The 13,712-nt window shown below is 57.2% G+C and carries 18 protein-coding genes and 3 tRNA genes; 11 read left to right on the forward strand and 10 right to left on the reverse strand.

What is annotated here, in order from left to right:
- Positions 1-5: 5 nt before the first annotated feature.
- From PYRFU_RS09205 to PYRFU_RS09215, 3 genes are read right to left on the reverse strand one after another with little or no spacing between them, the layout of a single operon-like run.
- Positions 6-311 carry an NADH-quinone oxidoreductase subunit NuoK gene (locus tag PYRFU_RS09205; protein ID WP_014027407.1) on the reverse strand — a complete coding sequence of 102 codons (306 nt, stop codon included), beginning with the start codon at positions 309-311 and terminating at the stop codon, positions 6-8.
- On the reverse strand, positions 308-796 hold the full coding sequence (locus tag PYRFU_RS09210; protein WP_014027408.1) for an NADH-quinone oxidoreductase subunit J family protein: 489 nt from the start codon (positions 794-796) through the stop codon (positions 308-310). Before PYRFU_RS09210 ends, PYRFU_RS09205 begins: the two co-directional genes overlap by 4 nt.
- Positions 747-1,271 (reverse strand): 4Fe-4S binding protein, encoded by a 525-nt coding sequence (locus tag PYRFU_RS09215; RefSeq protein ID WP_052296981.1) that lies wholly within the window; start codon positions 1,269-1,271, stop codon positions 747-749. The genes PYRFU_RS09210 and PYRFU_RS09215 overlap by 50 nt, the downstream gene beginning before the upstream one ends.
- Before the next feature lie 128 nt (positions 1,272-1,399).
- On the opposite strand from PYRFU_RS09215, the gene PYRFU_RS09220 reads away from it, so the two are divergent.
- Positions 1,400-1,606, forward strand: coding sequence for a hypothetical protein (locus tag PYRFU_RS09220; protein WP_014027410.1), 207 nt, complete (start codon positions 1,400-1,402; stop codon positions 1,604-1,606).
- Between the two features lie 119 nt (positions 1,607-1,725).
- Here the strand turns inward: PYRFU_RS09220 and PYRFU_RS09225 are convergent, their stop codons facing one another.
- Entirely contained in the window at positions 1,726-2,016 is a 291-nt protein-coding gene (locus PYRFU_RS09225; RefSeq protein ID WP_014027411.1) for a hypothetical protein, read from the reverse strand.
- A gap of 221 nt (positions 2,017-2,237) precedes the next feature.
- On the opposite strand from PYRFU_RS09225, the gene infB reads away from it, so the two are divergent.
- Complete coding sequence (infB, locus tag PYRFU_RS09230; protein ID WP_014027412.1) at positions 2,238-4,076, forward strand: translation initiation factor IF-2; 1,839 nt, start codon at positions 2,238-2,240, stop codon at positions 4,074-4,076.
- Between the two features lie 3 nt (positions 4,077-4,079).
- Positions 4,080-4,958, forward strand: coding sequence for an AEC family transporter (locus tag PYRFU_RS09235; protein WP_014027413.1), 879 nt, complete (start codon positions 4,080-4,082; stop codon positions 4,956-4,958).
- On the opposite strand, the gene PYRFU_RS09240 is transcribed toward PYRFU_RS09235, so the two are convergent.
- The 4 genes from PYRFU_RS09240 to ccr1 form a co-directional block, all read right to left on the reverse strand.
- Positions 4,948-5,751, reverse strand: coding sequence for a shikimate kinase (locus PYRFU_RS09240; RefSeq protein WP_014027414.1), 804 nt, complete (start codon positions 5,749-5,751; stop codon positions 4,948-4,950). The genes PYRFU_RS09235 and PYRFU_RS09240 overlap by 11 nt on opposite strands.
- A 13-nt stretch (positions 5,752-5,764) precedes the next feature.
- Positions 5,765-5,843 (reverse strand) — tRNA-Pro (locus PYRFU_RS09245).
- A gap of 50 nt (positions 5,844-5,893) precedes the next feature.
- Positions 5,894-6,003: transfer RNA gene (locus PYRFU_RS09250), tRNA-Met, on the reverse strand.
- A gap of 30 nt (positions 6,004-6,033) precedes the next feature.
- Complete coding sequence (gene ccr1, locus PYRFU_RS09255) at positions 6,034-6,234, reverse strand: aCcr1 family cell cycle regulator (RefSeq protein WP_048192044.1); 201 nt, start codon at positions 6,232-6,234, stop codon at positions 6,034-6,036.
- A gap of 190 nt (positions 6,235-6,424) precedes the next feature.
- Between ccr1 and PYRFU_RS09260 the strand changes: the two genes are divergently transcribed.
- The 4 genes from PYRFU_RS09260 to PYRFU_RS09275 all read left to right on the forward strand — a co-directional run bounded on the left by PYRFU_RS09260 (position 6,425) and on the right by PYRFU_RS09275 (position 9,645).
- A tRNA-Gln gene (locus tag PYRFU_RS09260) sits at positions 6,425-6,500 on the forward strand.
- A gap of 160 nt (positions 6,501-6,660) precedes the next feature.
- A complete protein-coding gene (locus PYRFU_RS09265; protein ID WP_014027416.1) occupies positions 6,661-7,929 on the forward strand; it encodes a 3-isopropylmalate dehydratase large subunit in 1,269 nt (422 codons plus the stop codon).
- 266 nt (positions 7,930-8,195) lie between these two features.
- Positions 8,196-9,263: a tRNA guanosine transglycosylase family protein gene (locus PYRFU_RS09270; RefSeq protein ID WP_014027417.1), complete on the forward strand. Its 1,068-nt coding sequence runs from the start codon at positions 8,196-8,198 to the stop codon at positions 9,261-9,263.
- Between the two features lie 52 nt (positions 9,264-9,315).
- Positions 9,316-9,645, forward strand: a complete 330-nt coding sequence (locus tag PYRFU_RS09275) for a 50S ribosomal protein L35ae (RefSeq protein WP_014027418.1) — start codon at positions 9,316-9,318, stop codon at positions 9,643-9,645.
- Between the two features lie 74 nt (positions 9,646-9,719).
- On the opposite strand, the gene PYRFU_RS09280 is transcribed toward PYRFU_RS09275, so the two are convergent.
- Together PYRFU_RS09280 and PYRFU_RS09285 are read right to left on the reverse strand one after the other, a co-directional pair.
- The gene (locus tag PYRFU_RS09280; RefSeq protein WP_014027419.1) at positions 9,720-10,142 is read right to left on the reverse strand and encodes a hypothetical protein; all 423 of its coding nucleotides are present in this window, start codon (positions 10,140-10,142) and stop codon (positions 9,720-9,722) included.
- A gap of 11 nt (positions 10,143-10,153) precedes the next feature.
- Positions 10,154-10,612 carry a TrmH family RNA methyltransferase gene (locus PYRFU_RS09285; RefSeq protein WP_014027420.1) on the reverse strand — a complete coding sequence of 153 codons (459 nt, stop codon included), beginning with the start codon at positions 10,610-10,612 and terminating at the stop codon, positions 10,154-10,156.
- A gap of 70 nt (positions 10,613-10,682) precedes the next feature.
- On the opposite strand from PYRFU_RS09285, the gene PYRFU_RS09290 reads away from it, so the two are divergent.
- The 4 genes from PYRFU_RS09290 to PYRFU_RS09305 all read left to right on the forward strand — a co-directional run bounded on the left by PYRFU_RS09290 (position 10,683) and on the right by PYRFU_RS09305 (position 13,688).
- Positions 10,683-11,408 carry a PHP-associated domain-containing protein gene (locus tag PYRFU_RS09290; RefSeq protein ID WP_014027421.1) on the forward strand — a complete coding sequence of 242 codons (726 nt, stop codon included), beginning with the start codon at positions 10,683-10,685 and terminating at the stop codon, positions 11,406-11,408.
- A 12-nt stretch (positions 11,409-11,420) separates the two neighbouring features.
- Positions 11,421-12,149, forward strand: a complete 729-nt coding sequence (locus PYRFU_RS09295; protein WP_014027422.1) for a nucleotidyltransferase domain-containing protein — start codon at positions 11,421-11,423, stop codon at positions 12,147-12,149.
- A 99-nt stretch (positions 12,150-12,248) separates the two neighbouring features.
- Positions 12,249-13,286: a radical SAM protein gene (locus PYRFU_RS09300; protein WP_014027423.1), complete on the forward strand. Its 1,038-nt coding sequence runs from the start codon at positions 12,249-12,251 to the stop codon at positions 13,284-13,286.
- Between the two features lie 69 nt (positions 13,287-13,355).
- On the forward strand, positions 13,356-13,688 hold the full coding sequence (locus tag PYRFU_RS09305) for a hypothetical protein (RefSeq protein ID WP_167827927.1): 333 nt from the start codon (positions 13,356-13,358) through the stop codon (positions 13,686-13,688).
- Positions 13,689-13,712: the final 24 nt, after the last annotated feature.

Here is a 13,712-nt window from a genome sequence, read left to right on the forward strand (position 1 = left end):
ATGTCTCACCCCCTGAGCCTCCTCAGCCTCTCTATCTCAACGCCGCCCTTCTCGTGGAAGAGGAACACTATAATAGCAGCCACCACGCCCACCTCCGCTGCCGTCAGGATAATCGCGAGTAGCACTAGGATACTGGCATGCAGCGGGTTTGCCGTCGCGGACGCGAGTAGCAACGTAACCAGCGCGGCGTTGAAGAGCAACTCTGCTGATATTAACATCCTCAGCACCAGCCTTGAGGACAGTATCCCGTAGACCGCCGAGGCTATCAGTACAAACACGGCTAGCAACACCGGAAGCGTCGAGAGCATCATGGCTCGCTCGACCTCCGTGCAACTGCAATAGCCTCTATAAGGACTGCTGCCAGTGCGATTAGAGTGATTACAACCGGGTACTCGAAGCGCTCTGAGAGCTCATTGACGAAAACACCCAGGTCTATACCCATCCTCTCGACATGTGGTGGCGTGACGAGGAACAGTGGATAGACTAGCACTGCAGCTATTGTAACCGCGAGAAGCGCTAGGAGCGGGCTGTGCCGTGGAGGCGGCTCCTGCTCAACCTCAACCATGAGCACAGTGAACGCTAGGAATGATACAGCAGCGCCAACGTAGATCAACAGGTGGAAGAGGCCAAGGTATGTATACCCTAGTATCGTCATGAATGTCGCGATGCCGACGCCAACTACCGAGAGGTAGAACGCAGCATAGATTGTCCTTCTCGACACTACAGCGCCTATGGCACCTACGACGCTAAACGCTAGAGCCGTGAGTAGAGCCAGATCCACCAGCTGCAGACTCATACCTCAAGCCCACCTCTTCATCCACAACCGAGCGGACAGGCCTACCATGCTTCTCGGCAGCCGGGCGTGGGCGGAAAGAAGCCCACTCCAGGGGGGTCAGCACAGCCTCCTCCAGCTTCTCAAACACCACGTCCCCAACGTTAGCATGTTCGAGTGCGCCACCAGGGCATATGTCGACGCAGAAGCCACAGAATATACACCTCGTGTAGTCTATGCCTGGGCGTGGAGTGCGGAACCCCGGCAACCTGTACATCTTGATAGCCCTGGCTGGGCATATCTGTGCACATAGGCTACAACCAAGACAAACATCCATCTTTAGCACAGGTGGCCCTCGAAACCCCTCTAGCACCTCATACTCATCGGGATAGCGCAGTGTCAACGGTGGCTTTCTGAGCGCCGCGAAGCCCGTCTTAACAGCTTCTAAGTGGCATTTCATTCTCTCACTTAGCTTCACAGCCCAGCCGCCTCCCGTCACAACCAGCCCTAACCCGACACTTATCTAAAACGTGGTGAACCGGTAAACTAGAAGGTGAACACGCGAGGAGGGTCACACAACCATTATCACTATTACTGTGTTACCATGGCTCCTAATACTGGGGCGCTGTGAAGATAGCAAAGAAGGAGAGCAAGACCATAGGTGCCTGGACGATTACACTCCTCTACGATGAGGAGGGTAACGTGGTGGCGGCGGAACTATCATCCACGAGGCTCGCAAGACCCATAGTCATAGCGAAGCGCGAGAAGGTGCATGTGAAGCTGCCTCAGCAGGTGAAGCGCTTCCTCAAGAAACATGGGTTTGAGATCGAGTAGCACCCCGCGGGTTCATTGTCGGGGCTCCAGTCACCCCCTCCTCCGGGTCACTCCAAGCGAAAGGGCTTCCTCACCACCCGCGGGGTGCCAATATACACGTCTTCTCTAACGCCGGGTTATCAGAGGCTCGGCCTTAGACGGATGCTCTCCAAGGCCGCCAGGGCATCGTCAAGCCTGTAAGCCTCTAGACAACCGTTCATCTCGAGCTCTGCCCTCGCATGGTCTATCAACTCTATCAGCCTGGCAATCATCTCGTTTACCATCCCTGTGTCCCTCTGACCCCTCTTAACGCTCCCAAGGATGGTTGAGGCTATTGTCCTAGCCTCGTCCAGAGTCTCTGTGGAGCCGCACGCCAACGCCACCGACTCAAGGACAACCACGACATCCTGCAACGCCCTCGTCAAACTCAATACTCCGCACCTCACGTTGCCGCGAAACACACGGGGCTTATCAATAATCGGTTATAGGAGGGGTCTTCTCAGCTACACATCTTGGGCCCCACAACGGCGCCGGTGTCGATAAGCGGGCTTACCCGAGCGGATGGTGAGGAGTGCAGCCGTATCTGAGGCGCCGTTGTGGGGCCCCTACTAATAGGAGGGTTTCTGCGAAGTCTTCCTCTCGGGTGGTGGGTTTGAGCAGCAGCCAGCAGCAGCGTAAGTTACGACAGCCTATCGTGGTTGTGCTGGGTCACGTGGATCACGGTAAGACGACGCTACTTGATAAGATCCGTGGCACGACTGTAGCGTTGAAGGAGCCCGGCGCTATAACGCAGCATGTGGGTGCTAGTGTAGTACCGGCTAGTGTGATTGAGAAGCTGGCAGAGCCTTTGAAGAAGTTCCTACCTCGCTTCAAGCTCATCATACCGGGCCTACTATTCATCGACACGCCTGGCCACGAGGTGTTCAGCAACCTGAGGCGTAGGGGTGGTAGCGTAGCCGACTTCGCGATACTGGTCGTCGACATCATGGAGGGGTTCCAGCCGCAGACATACGAGGCTATCGAGATACTTAGGCAGAGGAGGGTCCCCTTCCTCGTCGCGGCTAACAAGATAGACCGTATACCTGGGTGGAAGCCTCACCCGGACCAGCCGTTCCTAATCTCCTATCGCATGCAGAAGCCAGAGGTGCAACAGAGGCTCGAGGAGCTACTATGGAATATAATCGGTGAGATGTACAAGCTTGGCTTCCGCGCCGACCGCTTCGACAGAATCAAGGACTTCACGAAAACTGTAGCTGTGGTGCCCGTCTCCGCGAAGACCGGCGAGGGTATCCCAGAGCTGCTGGCCGTGCTAGCCGGCCTAACCCAGCAGTACCTCCAGAAGAGGCTCATGTACGCGGAGGGGCCAGCTAAGGGCGTGGTTCTCGAGCTTAGAGAGCAGCCTGGTCTTGGAGTTGTAGCCGACGTGATAATCTACGATGGTATACTCCGGAAGGGCGACATTATCGTCACGGGTGGTCTAGAGGGCCCGGTTATAACCAGGGTTCGTAGCCTACTCATGCCAAAGCCTCTCGTAGAGATACGCACCGCGAAGAGAGAACTTGAGTCGGTTGACGAGGTTGTAGCAGCGGCTGGTGTTAGAATCGTTGCGCCAGAGCTAGAGAAGGCTGTGGCGGGTGCACCCATCTTCGTCGCGAGGGACGAGGAGGAAGCTAAGGAGCTGGCAAAGAAGGTGATGGAGGAGATAGAGGCTATCAGGATACGTACTGACAAGGAGGGTGTTATCGTAAAGGCGGATACGCTGGGTACCCTCGAGGCACTGGTAGAGGCGCTGAAGAAGCGTGGTATACCAATTAGGGTTGCTGATGTGGGGCCTATCGCGAAGCGCGATGTGATAGAGGCTGTGGCATCCAAACAGATCAACAAGTACTATGGCGTGATCATCGGGTTCAATGTGAAGGTGTTGCCTGAGGCCGAGGAGGAGGCGAGAAAACACGGCATTAAGCTATTCGTGCACAACATTATCTACAAGCTGATCGAGGACTTCGAGAAGTGGTACAAGGAGCAGATAGAGGCTGACCGTAGGAGGGAGTTTGAGAGCCTCGTGAGGCCCGGTAAGATAAGGATACTGCCAGGCTACGTGTTCCGCAGGAGCGACCCGGCTATAGTCGGCGTTGAGGTGCTGGGTGGCGTGATTAAACCGGGCTATCCGTTGATGAGGGAGGATGGTAAGAGGATCGGTGAGATTATGCAGATCCAGGATAAGGGCAAGTCGATACCCGAGGCTCGCGCCGGAATGGCTGTGGCTATCTCGATACGCGGTAAGGTTATGATAGGCAGGCAGGTTGATGAGGGCGATGTACTCTACACGGACATCCCGGAGAAGCACGTCCAACTACTCCTCACCAAGTATCGCTCGTGGCTCAGCAACGACGAGATGGTTGTGCTGAAGGAGATCATAAAGATCAAGAGGAAGCAAAACCCGCTCTATGGTCTCGTGTTCCCCCAGCAACAGCAGAAGCAGCAGGGCTGAGCCTTGGGGCCCCTGCTAAACGCCGTTTTATTCGCGATTCTCGTCACCCTCGGTTATGTCTCGCGCCGCACGAGACTAGAGCGTCTTCTCGTCGAGCCTAGCGTGAAGCTACTCCTCTACATTATAGTGCCACTTTCCATTGCTAGGGCGTACGCGCTCCACGGCATAGAGGCGTTCACAAGCTACTCTCTCATAGCGCTAGTCGCTTTTGCCGCGAGTACACCCTATGCCATGATAGCCTCACGCAGACTTTGCGGTTGGAACGCAAAATGCAAGACTGTCGTAATGCTCACGCTGCTCTTCCCGAACAGTGTCTTCCTGCCTCTAAGCCTAGCACCCCCACTAGGCCTCGACATAGACGTCATATCGTCATACGCGCTTCCATTGATACTCCTGCATTTCACTCTCGGCTACCGCCTAGGCGGCGAGAAGAGCAGGAGAGACGTGCCGCTTCTGGTGGTTACTGCCGCTGCAACAGGACTAGCACTGAGCATCTCGAGCCTAACGCCACTCCTAGAGCCTCTCTGGCATGCTGCAGGACTCTTAGGCCGCCTGAGCGGCTACGCTTCCATGCTCGTTGTGGGCGCATCACTACCAGAGCTTAGAGCGACGCATCTTAGAGACCCATTGCTCTACTTCATCGCCCTATGGAGGGGAGTAGCGAGCCCCATTCTACACTACTCGCTGGCCATGGTCGCGGGCGTAACGGGAGCCGCACTCAAGACACTAATGGTCGAGGCGGTTATGGCGCCAGCTACCATGAATGCTGTTATAGCCAGACACCTTGGTGTTGACCACGAACGTGTCGCGACAACAATACTCGTCTTGACTCCGCTCGCAGCTCTAGAGGCCCTGCTACTCACCCTCCTCCTTAACCCGTGAGACAGCAGACCGGCCTAGACTCCAGCCTCACCACGGTAACCTCTCCCAGAGCCCGCCAGGCAGCCACAACTCTCTCCACGGCATCCTCCTCAACAAAAGCCTCGTAGACCGGCCCAAGGCCAGACAGGCTGGCCGCCAACGCGCCAGCCTCGAGCGCCAGCCGGACCGGCTCGAGAGGCGCACATAGGTACCCGCGGTAGGCCTCCCAGTTTAGACGCACAGCTTCAAACACACGACCCTCCAGGGCCTCCTCCCAAGCCCTCTCAGCTACACGGGCAGCCTGCCCCCTCAGCTCGGGTCTGCACGGGGGCCACAGGCGGTTGACTCCACGCGGCTTCAACAGGACTACTAGAGTGTCACGCGGAGGCTCATACCTCTTGACCACAACTCTCCTACGGTTATCAACTACCACAACACCGCCCAAAAGACTAGCATAAGCGTCATCGGCGGCACCTGTGACGCTAACACCAGCCTCGATACCAACCCGCGCGTTAACATCCACTATGAACCTAGGCGATGGGTCGTGAACCCCACGGTATCGCAGGAAAGCTAGTAGAGACGCGTTGACAACCGCACTACTACTCTTCACGCCACCCCGGAAGCCCAGACTAGCAGAAGCCTCCACACAGAATCCATCACCACCAACAGCACGCAGAGCCATGCAAGGGAGTCCACAATCACAAGAACCCTTGTACAAACGAGCCTCGATATGCTCGCTTATAGCGACGGCTGCACCCTTCCAGGAAGCCACCGCGTTCACGATAGTAGCGCCGAGCCATGCGCGTGCACGCAAGGAGGAGCCCCCGTGGTGGGGCCGCGGGGATTTGAACCCCGGATCACGGGGACCCAAACCCCGCATCCTAGTCCAGGCTAGACGACGGCCCCTAGACCCGTCCCGCCCCAGCCTGGGGGAGGGGGAGCCCGGGTTTTAGGGGTGGTGCCGCCGCCGGGATTTGAACCCGGGACCTCCGGATCTCCCAGGCGGCCTCGGAGCGGACCGGCCGACCGTATGAGTCCGGCGCTCTGCCAGCTGAGCTACGGCGGCACCATGTAAAGGCGGCTTGGGTAACGGGGTTTATATGATTATCTCGAACTCTATCTTGTCGCTTCGAACCTCGCGTCTCCTAACGGGTCGTATGGCGATACCCTCAGACTCCAAAAGCCTCTTGATGGCTTCGCGTATAGCTTCGCTACGGGACATCCTCTTCATCTTCGCGTAGCGATCCAGCGCCTCTAGCAGAGCCTCATCCACCTTAAACGTGACAATCCGGAGCATACAACGACCCCGATAGTAGAGCCAGTACGTCCAGAGTACTTGAGCCGTTAGCGTACAAGATGCCCACACAGAGGGAGAGACCCTACCGAAACTAAATGTTCGTCGAATTCTCGAAGACGTTTGCTAAAAATTAAGCAAAGCTAAGCTTAAACCCCCTAGCGCGTACCGAGGTCACAACTCGGGTTCGGGTAGCCGGGTCGTCTAGCGGCCAAGGATGCGGGGCTCTGGCCCCCGTGACCGGGGTTCGAATCCCCGCCCGGCTACCATTCTAGCTCCCACCTCACATACCCCTCCAACTCCTCCGGTTGCAAGCCCTCGCCACTATTACGTCCTCGTGATTCAGGACCCGCTTGCATGCCTGTTGCCCGATCAAGGCTCCATTGTTTATAGTGTGGGTTGTCGTGCGGGGGTTGGGGTGTTTGACGAGTGGCTGGCCAGACGTTCGTCGAGAAGCTGTTCTCGCTGAGGACTGGTAGGAGGGTGTCACCCGGCGAGATAGTAGTTGTCGATGTTGACGTTGTATACGCGCAGGATGGCACAGCGCCTCTCGCTATACGTGTTATGCGTGAGGAGTTTGGTGTTGAGAGGGTTGCTAAGCCGGACCGGACGCTCTTCTTCATAGACCATGTCTCGCCGAGTAGCAACCCGGATACTTCGGCTCTTCACAGGTTGATGAGGGAGTTTGCAGCTAGACATGGTATCAGGCTTTACGACGTGGGTATGGGTATTAGCCACCAGGTTGTGTTCGAGGAGGGCTGGGTTGTTCCGGGTGCCGTTGTCGTCGGCGCTGATAGCCATACTGTGACTGGTGGTGCTGTCGGCGCGTTCGCGACTGGCGTTGGAAGCACCGACGCTGCTGCCGCGATGGTGTCGGGGAGGTTGTGGTTCCGCGTCCCAGAGGCTATTCGAGTGTGGCTGCGTGGCTCCCTTAGCGGCCCCGTGCTAGGCAAGGATGTTGCGTTGAAGCTTCTCTCTATCCTGGGCTCAAGCGGCGCTAGCTACAAGAGCCTAGAGTTCTGGGGCGATGGCGTCAAGAGCCTCAGCCTGGCCTCCAGACTGACTATAGCCAATATGAGCGTAGAGATGGGCGCGAAGAACGCCTACTTCCCGCCCGATGAGAGGGTCTTCGAGCACCTGCGTAATGTCGGTGCGAAGGTGCCGGTTAGGCCCATCTACCCGGACCCGGACGCCGTTTACAGCGACGAGATTGAAGTCGAGCTTGACAAGGTAGAGCCCATGGTTGCTCTGCCCCCCAACCCGAGCAATGCGAAACCAGTCACTGAAGTCGAGGGCTTGGAGGTTGACCAGGTGTTCATCGGGAGCTGTACCAATGGCCGTGAGGAGGATTTCGAGGCTGCCGCTAGGGTGTTGAAGGGTAGGAAGGTGCATCCACGAGTGAGGTGCATAGCGGTACCGGCTTCCAGGAGAGTCTACATGAACCTCCTCAAGCGCGGCATAATAGACATCCTAGTCGAGGCCGGGTGTATAGTGACGCACAGCACCTGCGGGCCGTGCGTGGGTGCACACTTCGGGCTACTAGGCCCCGAGGAGGTCGGCGTCTTCACAACGAACCGTAACTTCCCAGGGCGCGCTGGCCACAGGAGCGCGAAGATCATACTAGCGTCTCCATACACTGCGGCCGCAGCCGCGGTGACCGGCAAGCTAGTCGACCCCCGTAGCCTCATTAGGGGCTAGGAGGGCATCGGGATAACTGGATGTGGATAGCCTGGCCCGGGCCCGGAGGCCCGCCCGGGCCGGTGAGGAGTGGGGCTTTTGCCGAAACCGGGCTCAGCGAGGTGGGCGCGCTCACCCCGCCTTTCTTGGCGGTCGCCTAGTGCGTAACTACATCACAGCCCCTGTATATACTACCACGGTTTAAACGCCGTGTATGTGTTGCTTGTCCGGCCGTAGGCATGCGGCTTTAACCGGGGTGATACCGGGGTGATTTCAGGCGCTCAGTCTTGTCGCTAAGACCCTTTAAGCTGATACTGGGCACCCCTGTACCGGGAATACCGCGCCCCTGGCAGCAAGTGCGTATTCCCGGTGTCATGGTCAGCGCCTACACGTTGCTGACTAACCCGCGTCTACGCGAGCTAGCGAGAGGCAGGGGTCTCCGAAGGCTCCTCGGTCTGAGCGACGATGTGGAGTTGTGGATAGACTCTGGTGGCTACCAGTTCATGAGGAAGGGGTTCGACCCGGGGCCCGAGAAGCTAGCCGCGCTCTATCGTGAGATAGATGCGGACTTCTATGTTAGTCTGGATTATCCTCCGAGGCCCCGCGAGCCTCTAGCTACGCGTGCATTGAAGGTGGTGAAGACGATAGAGGCTTTCAACAAGATGAGGAGTTTGCTGGGAGGGTTGCGGGATAGACTTGTACCTGTCTTTCACCTCTCGTGGGGCAAGCTGCTGCGCATCCAGCTACACTCGTATAGCGTCGCTGAGGCCGCCGCCATAGGCGGCCTTGTACCCCTAATGATGCAGCTTGACGGTAAGTATAGCAGGAGGAGGGCTGTGGCTTTCCTCGCGCTGATGAGGAGGCTCTGGGGGTCTAGGCTCCATGCGCTGGGGTTGGCCTCAGCTGCGGTCATTCCACTCCTACGGATAATAGGGATTGATAGTGGCGACACGCAAACATGGAGGCATAAGGCAGCTTACGGGAAGGTGATTATACCCGGTCTTGGAGAGAGGCATGTAAGTGGTCGTGAGGTTCGCTTCGGGCCGGCTAGGCTGAGGGACGGCGAAGAGCTACGCCTCTATCGTATGATACTCGAGGAGGCCTCTAGGGAGTTGGGCCTGGACCCGCAAAAGATAGCGCATGATTTCGTGGCACGCGCTGTGCTCAACGCGTGGGTGTTGAACAGGGTTGCCATTAACGGCTACGGGTACCTAGCTGCTAGCCGTGCATGGCTCAACCTCTACCAGTATGCCTCTGAGCTCGTGAGGAGGGACCCTGGCGAGATAGAGATGGAGATAGAGAAGATGGCGCTTGAAGCCATGAAGAGCTTGGCGGGCGGGACCGCCGCGAAGTGAAACCCCCTGGTATATAAGGGGTTGGTGCGCGCGTGGCGCGGGGGGCGTGTAGATGAGCGGGGAGGCCACAAGGCTCGTACGCCTGCCGACCCCCGAGGAGATATTCGAGAAGGGTATGGCTGTTGGTGTTATCCTAGGCTACCGCATGGGTGGTAACGAGCAATACGAGAACCAGGTGCGCATCAAGATATTCGGCATTAACGATCGTAGGCTAGCCTCGAGGCTCATTGGCTGGAAGGTCATCTACCGTGACCAGTACGGCAACGAGTATAGGGGGAAGGTGATCGGCGTTCACGGGAACCGCGGTGTCGTCCTGGCGAGGTTTAAGCCAAACCTACCAGGCCAGGCAATAACCGGCCTCGTAGTACTCCAGAGGAGCTAGCCTCTTTTAGCAGCACCTCTGGCCTCGAGTTCCTCGCCGAGCACGAGAAGCTGTTGCGCCTACCCCCTCTCGCGCTATACGCTGTTGCCCTTAACCCTGTTCTCTTTATCCTCGTTCTCATTGGCGTCTCTCGGACTCCTTTCACAGATTGCAAGAGGGTGCTTGCAAGCCTCGAGTGGCGCATCATCGGCAACGATTATCTTGCCGTTTTCTGCGTAAGCCTCGTACCCTCTTCTCCGCAGCCTACCCGCGAAGTAGATCGCTGTGGCCTCGTCCAGCAACTGTGTTAGTGGCTTCGCGCGGTAGACGAGGGGTCTGATTCTCACCAGGAACCCTTGCTTTACAAGCCTCTTCACGAGTCTCTCTGCCACACGGCCACCCATGTAAGGCTTGAGTATCTCGACAGCCTCGCCTAGGTTGAATTCACGGTCGCCGAACGCCCTCCAGAGCGTATAGTAGGCTAGGAATTCGCGACGCTTAGGCCACCTCTTTATCATAGAGCCGGGTCCTAGCTGGTGTACTCCTCCGGGGGCTCAAGTCTCCCGCTGCACCTTGACACTATCTCGTAGAGCCCCATGGTAGCCGACGAGGCGACGTTATAGCTCATACCCTCTACTCTCATCGGTATCCTCGCCACCACGTGGGGCTCTAGCATGTCGGCAACGTGTCTAGGCACTCCATAATCCTCGGCGCCGAGTATCAATGCTATACAATCCCCACAATCAACCTTGGCCTCGTCGAGATACTGGAAGCCATAGGTCTCGAGGAGCACCTTGAAACACCCACTGAGTTCTTTGACCGCCTCCTCGAGGCTTACCAGCCTATAGCCCTGAGGCTCTAGCCGCGGCCCACCCGGCCTCGGCACCACGAGTAGCTCCGCTCCAGTACTCGAGGCGATCTTTGCAATGTCCTCTACGTTCTTCGGGTCTTTGGGGTGGTAAAAGAGGAGCACTATGCGCGTTCTCAAGGCTCTCCACCCGGGCGGCCTGGTTATAGGCTGGCACATTTCGATAGATTGAACCAGGTTAAGGCTGGTTATGAGGAAGTTGCGTGGAGACCTACATGTGCACAGCACCATGAGCGATGGGAAGACATCGCCAAAGGAGATTGTACTCAAGGTTCTAGAGCTAGGCTTCGATATAGTCGCTGTAACCGATCACGACACTTTCGAAGGGTCTCTGCAAGCAGCACGATACGTGAAGAGCACCGGGTATGAGTTGATCCCGCTCATAGCGGCTGAGATACGCACCGAGGCTGGCGACGTGCTCGTGTATTGCCCGGAGAAGCCCCTCTCCAGGATACCGAGGCGCCTAGAGGATCTCGTGGATCACGCGCATGAAGAGGGTTGCATTGTCGTCGCAGCTCATCCTTTTGATGCCCGGCGGTATGGAGTAGGCGAGCGCATATACGATGTTGATTTCGACGCGATAGAGGTGTTTAATGCTAATGCCGACCCCTTGTCAAATCGGAGGGCTCTAGAGGCTGCAAAGAGTCTCGGTAAGCCTGGGCTTGCTAACAGCGACGCTCACGTCCTAGACTTTGTAGGGTCAAGCTTCAACATCATCGAGGCCGATGATGATCCGGGAAGCGTGATAAAGGCTATTCGGGATGGCCGCGTGACGCCTGTTCCAGGTAGACCCGGCCCCATGGCTTACATCAAGGCTGTTGCTTGGAGTGTAGAGAGGAGGCTAAGGAGGGGCAAGAGAGACGAACCCTCTAGGCTCGACTATCTAGAGGACTTTCAGGACTATGCTCCTGTGTGAGGGTGGCTCGTCTTGCCGCGCGAGAAGGTAGAGAGGCGCGGCGAGTACAAGGTCGTCGTTTACGATGAGGCTAGGTGGAGGCTGCTGAGGGCGCTTAGGGACGAAGCTAGGAGGATCATGGAGGCCCTTGCGTCTATGGGGCTACAATCTATAGTCCACGGTAGCGTAGCGAGAGGCGACGTTAAGCCCACGAGCGATATCGACGTCTTTATACCCTACCCGGTGCCCTCGTACCGGGTTGAGCTCGCGCTCGAGAGAGCAGGGTTCAGCATATACAAGCGGGTGGTCGTTCAGGCAACGCCGAGCTCCACCCCTAAGGCTTATCTTGTTCTCGACGAGGAGGAGCGGCGTAGCGTCTCCTTCCCTCTGGGCAAGCTGGGCAAGACCGAGTACGAGTTCTACTATTTCGGCGGCGCGTTGGACCTCGATGGTTTAAAGAGTGGCAAGAGAGTGCCCGGCGTGGATAAGCGCCTGGTGCTTATCGAGCCTACGCCGGAGGGGCACAGAGAGTCCCCCGTGATAGGCAGAGAGGCTGAGGTCGCAAAGATAGTCGGGGTTAGCCTGGAGACGGTGATGGAAAGGGTACGCGTATTGACTAGGCGTGATGAGCACGGCCGCACCGGGGTATTCGTTAAGCTCGAGGTGCCTCCGGGCGAGGAGATAGAGGACTATGTGAGACGCTACGCTGCACGTAACCCTCTTCTGCGCCGCGTGCTCGAAGAGAGGAGTATGATAGTCTAGCGAGTATGCCTCCACGAGCTTGAAGCGTCGCCTCGTCTTTCAAGCCGCGTACACGCCTATCAAGGGGCTCGCCGGTGTGTCAGCTCCACGGGCTCCCTGGTGGCTAGAGAGTATATCCACGTTGAGAACGTGTACGCCTATACTGGCGTGTTACCAGGCGGGTGCCAACTCTGTCTTCGTGGCGAAAAGATGGTTGTATTCGTGACTGGATTGTGTAACATGCGCTGTTTCTACTGCCCCGTGTCACCTAAACGACTTGGTCGCGACGTGGTATACGTTGATGAGGAGAGAGCGCGCAGCCTAGAGGATGTCGTGCTCGAAGCTTTTAGGGTAGGAGCCCGCGGCGCGTCTATCACCGGTGGCGAGCCCCTAATTGTTCTAAAGCGTGTCACGTCCATAGTGAAGCGTTTGAAAGAAGCTATGGGCAGCGACTTCCACATACACCTCTATACTAGTGGGCATGGCCTCACCGCCACGACTGTGCGCATCCTCGAGGAAGCTGGGCTGGACGAGCTTCGCATACATCCCGTGGAGGATGACATGTGGCGTGTGGTTGAAGTGGCTGTTAAGGCTCGTAGACGGATGAGCGTCGGTGTAGAAATCCCGGTGTTTCCCGATCGTGTTGAGGAGTTGAAGAGGAGGATAAAGTGGTTGGAGGAGATAGGGGCCGACTTCATAAACCTCAATGAGGTCGAGGTGACGCCACATACGCTTGAGTCTATCGTCGTGCGTGGGTATAGGGTTAGGGGCTACGTGGTGGAGGGTAGCTACGAGGCTGGCCTCGAAATCGTAAAGTGGGCTGCAAGGGAGCTTAGGAGGATAACAGTGCACTTCTGTCCCGCGCTTTACAAGGATAGAGTGCAGCATAGGAATAGGTTGATCCGGAAGGCTGTGCGCGTGGCGGCACACTACGAGGAACCAACCGAGAGAGGCACGCTTACCCACATAGAGGCGATTTGTACACCGGAGACACTCAGGCTTGTCGAGGAGGGGTATGGAGTAAAGCATAGCGACAAGTGTCTCCTACACCCCAGTGTCGCCGAGGAGTTGAAGAAGCTGGGGGCTAAAGCATGGCTTGTAGAGACGTACCCCGATTCCGAGAGGACTCTCGTCTCCCGACAACCTCTCTCCTCATAACATACCCGGATCCACTACAATGCCATTGTTTAACCTCTGTGAGCCTATCATCGCCGAAGGGGTAGAGTGGTGAGTAAGCCATTATGGTTGGATGAAGAGAAGCTCGTGAAGCTTGTGAGGAGAGCGAGGGAGAGATGGCCTGATTTCGAGGTTCTCCGGATAGAGCAGAGGATGAGCAAGCAAGTGTTGATAGTCCAGGTGCAGGGGTATCGCCTCAAACTCATCATCTATCGTGACGGGCGTGTAAGGTGTTATGGTCCCCTGGAGGGCGCTACACTAGCCCTCAAGAGGATGGCGATGAGAGTGATCGGTGTAGACGAGCAGGTAGAGAGTGGTGAGGAGAGTAGTGGCTCCCCTGTTGGCAGAGCCGCGCCGCACAAGAGTGTGAGGCGTAGACGCTGAGGGCTCGGCAACCTACCCTCCGCT

Origin of the sequence: Pyrolobus fumarii 1A (assembly GCF_000223395.1) — an archaeon.
Taxonomy (GTDB): Archaea; Thermoproteota; Thermoprotei_A; order Sulfolobales; family Pyrodictiaceae; genus Pyrolobus; species Pyrolobus fumarii.